Raw genomic sequence first — 4,170 nt, forward strand, 5'->3', positions numbered from 1 at the left:
CCATATAGCTGTAATGCGGGGATGTAATGTAGACCAGCCACGTAATCTTGCAAAATCAGTAACAGTTGAATAAAATACCCGGTAATTATAAATCATAGTAGGTTATCATAATAAACCAATTATCTCTATTATATTCAATTAAATGAAGCAGGTGTAAACCTGCTTTTTTTATGTTTTAATATTTTTTATCCTGGCAGTGAGATGTTCTTTTTTACACATGTTTTTTCGCAGGTAAATATTTTCTCTGCCTTTAGGTGCATACCTTGTTATGTGCAAAAATCTGCCTGTTTTATTAAGGCATGCGTTGATCTTATCCTCACTACAGATCTCATTTATCCAAATTATCAGCGTAATTTTTGCAAAAAAAAGAGGCTGATTGAGATGCAGATTTCGGATTTTCATTAACGTCTTTTTAACAGTTATGAACACGTTTTACATGCTTTTTTACAGGGTTTGTAAATCATGATATAGGCAACTTTACACTTTATGTGAAGTGAATACAGTCCCTTTACAATTTAAATTCAATCGTGGAAAACGCTATCCTGTTGAAGTTCAAATAGATAAATTTGATATATGAAACAGTCAAAAAATACAATCTGTTATTTTAAACCGATGAGGAAGAGCGTAATTTTAAGTGGTTGTGTTATATCATTAATGTTAATCACAAGCTGCGCAGCCAAGCGCGACCTGGTATATTTTAGCAACCTGGCAAATGCAACCGTTGTTAATAATCCACAAACTGCCCAAGAAGTTCGCATACATAAAAAAGATATTGTAAGTGTATCTGTTAACAGTTTAAACCCCGAATCAAATAAACTTTTTTACGTAGTTGGTACTCAATCTGGTAAAGAAGAAGGATATAAAGTAAGCAAGGACGGTACAATTCAATTACCCCTGCTGGGTGAGGTTAAAGTTGAGGACATGACCGTTGAAGAAGCGCAAACCACAATTGCTTCGGGATTAACTAAACATGTTAAAAGCCCTGTTGTTGATGTTCGGCTTATTAATTTCAAAATTACAGTGATAGGAGAAGTTAACAGACCGTCAACGTTTGTTATCGCCGACGAGAAAGTGAATTTATTGGAGGCTTTAGGGCTTGCCGGAGATATGACCRTTTACGGTAAAAGAGATAATGTATTGGTCATCCGCAACGAGGAGGGCAATAAAACCATGACAAGGTTAAATCTTAATAAACTTGAATCAATGAATTCGCCGTATTTCAACTTAAGGCAAAACGATATAGTTTATGTAGAGCCAGATAGGGCAAAAGCAGTAGAATATAGTCAGAATACACGGTTATTGCCTGTTGTTATAGCCTCTATTTCTGCACTTGCAGTTTTGGCCGCGGTACTTTTAAAAAGATAAATATATAACTGTTGCATAATGTTAAAAATAACTAACATGGATACGAACTTTATTTTAAAACAACCCTTACCTGGCAATAATAACTTTATGGATACTGCAATGCCGTATTTAAAACGCTGGTATTGGTTTGTAATAGGTTTGCTTATCACTTTGGTGGCGGTGTGGTTTTATTTAGATTATGTTACCCCTTTGTATAAGATCACCAGTACACTTCAAATTCCAGACGACAAAAAAGGAGACGGCGGGCTTCTGAAAGCCACTGCCTTTAGCGACCTAAATATGTTCCAGGAAACTAAAACTGTTGATAATGAAATGGAAGTTTTACGGTCAAAAGACCTGATATACGATGTATTTAAAAAACTAAACCTCGGAGTTTCATATTTTAACGAGAGCGGATATAAAACAAATGAGTTGTACGGACAGGAACTGCCATTTGTTGTTACAATAAAAAAACTGGGTAAAACTGCATATCTGAAAGAACTTCAGCTTCAAACTTATTCGCAAAATACTTTCCTGTTAAAGGAAGATAAAAAGAGCTGGATATACAGATACGGGCAAATGATTCAGCATGCCGATTATGTATTTAAAGTGGATAAAGGACCGGCTTTTGCCTCCGGCAATCAAAATGTATCTATACTGTTTAAAAATATAAGCAAACTGGCGGCGGCATACAGCGCTGGCTTATTACAGGTAAACCCGGTTATTAAGGAGTCAAATACATTAGTATTAAGTATTGTTKATGCGGTGCCACAACGGGGTATCGATATTTTAACCAATATGATTAATACTTATAATGCCGACAATGTGCGCAAGAAAAATCTTATGGCTGTTAATACCATCTTGTTTATTGATAAGCGGCTTAAAACAATGGAACAGGACCTGTCATCTACAGAAGGCGATATCGAGGCTTACAAGCAGCAAAATGGCGCTTCTGAGATTGGTGCTGGTACACAAGTTAATTTGACAAAATCTGCCGAGTATAATCAATTGCTCGAAGCATCAAATGAGCAGTTAGGTATTGTAAAGTCCATTGAAGCCTATTTAAACGAGCCTGGCAATCAATATGATGCAGTGCCAAGTACAATGGGGTTAAAAGATCCGGTATTGAATACGCTGGTAACCCGTTTTAATGATCTTCAACTTGAAAGAAACAGGATGCTGAATAGTGCAAACCTAAGCAACCCACTCATTGAAAATTTAAGCAACCAGATAGCGAGCCTGCGTGCGAACATTAAAGAAAATTTAAACAACATTAAAAAAGGGTTTGCAATTGGGCATAAACTCCTCCAACAAAACTCGGCAGAGTATGATTCGAGGATTCGTTTGGTACCGTCACTCGAAAGAGGACTTTTACAGCGGAGCAGAGAACAAAGCGTAAAGACTAACTTATATCAATATTTATTGCAAAAAAGAGAGGAAACCGCCTTATCCTTGTCTGCCACAATTCCGTCATCACAAGTAATTGATAAACCGGCATATGACTCTAAACCCGAATATCCTAAGCAACAGTTAATGTATTTGCTGGGTAGTATTCTCGGCCTGTTCACCCCCGGGTTATTAATTTTTGTAAGTCAAAAACTGAATTTTAAAATTAAACATACATCAAGCTTATTAGGTATTAAAGGGGTAAGGGTATTGGGAGAGCTTTGTCATAACGACGGACAACACAGCCAGGTAGCTATACATAGAGGAAGTACAACTGTTCTTTCAGAATTGTTTAGATATATCCGTAGTAATATCGGGATATTGAACCAGGGGCTTCCGCATAAAACCATGTTGATTACCTCATGTATGAAAGGAGAGGGCAAAACCTTTTTTAGCATCAACCTGGCATTAACCCTGTCTTTATTAAATAAAAGAGTGCTGATCATGGAGTTCGATTTGCGCAAACCCGATTTGCTCAAATCTATTGGACTGGAACAAAAAATGGGTATCACTGATTTTCTTGACGGAGATATTGATTCGTTATATGATTGCATTCAACCATATGGCGAAACAGGAAATTTATTTGTGTTAGGATGTGGAAGAATACCCGAAAACCCGTCTGAACTCTTATCAGACCAACGCGTTAATCAGCTTTTTAAATGGTGTAATACTCAGTTTGATTATATTATAATTGATACCTCACCAGTTGGAGCTGTTGCTGATGCCTTTAGCCTGGCTAATTATGCAGATTTGAGCATTTACCTTGTACGTTACAATTATACAAGTACAGCGCAATTAGATGTACTAAGGGATATTTACGACAACGATAAGCTTAAAAACCTGATGGTTGTATTTAACGATGCAAAAAAAGAAAACCGCCCGGCGTATGCATATGGTGGTTATGGATATGCACCTGTTTATGGTGCTTAGTAGAATAGCTTTAATCATGCAGGTTTACCTGTATGGTGGTAAAAATTGGATTTAGTGTTAGAATATTTGATAGTTTGTATTTTCAACAAAGTGCCATGTAAGTGGAATGGCGAAGCTGTAAACTATTAAAAGAATACTGTTTGTTACAAAATAAGTTAAATTTTTTAAACACAAAACGCCATGTAAGTGGAGTGGCGAAGCTGTAACTACCCAAGATTAGGTTACACGTTCTGTTGAGTTATAAAGATTTAATTTTTCTCCGGGTACTATTTTCGGAACCCTTTTTCAAAAATAAAATACCCCAACCACATCATGTAAGTGAGATGGCGAAGCCATGAATACTCATATAAAATAGCCAGTTAATACACTTTGTTTTATGGAACCTCAACTAAATTTAAACAGAACTCACGTGTCAAGTTTACATGAAAAAAAATGGCTTGTTATATATAC

General features: G+C 36.3%; 2 protein-coding genes. Both read left to right on the plus strand.

What is annotated here, in order from left to right:
- Positions 1–612: 612 nt before the first annotated feature.
- Complete coding sequence (locus AC1DPZ_RS23145) at positions 613–1,365, plus strand: polysaccharide biosynthesis/export family protein (RefSeq protein WP_477407896.1); 753 nt, start codon at positions 613–615, stop codon at positions 1,363–1,365.
- 36 nt (positions 1,366–1,401) lie between these two features.
- The gene (locus AC1DPZ_RS23150) at positions 1,402–3,720 is read left to right on the plus strand and encodes a GumC family protein (RefSeq protein ID WP_477407898.1); all 2,319 of its coding nucleotides are present in this window, start codon (positions 1,402–1,404) and stop codon (positions 3,718–3,720) included.
- Positions 3,721–4,170 lie beyond the last annotated feature (450 nt).

Source organism: Mucilaginibacter sp. P4_G9 (genome assembly GCF_056400985.1).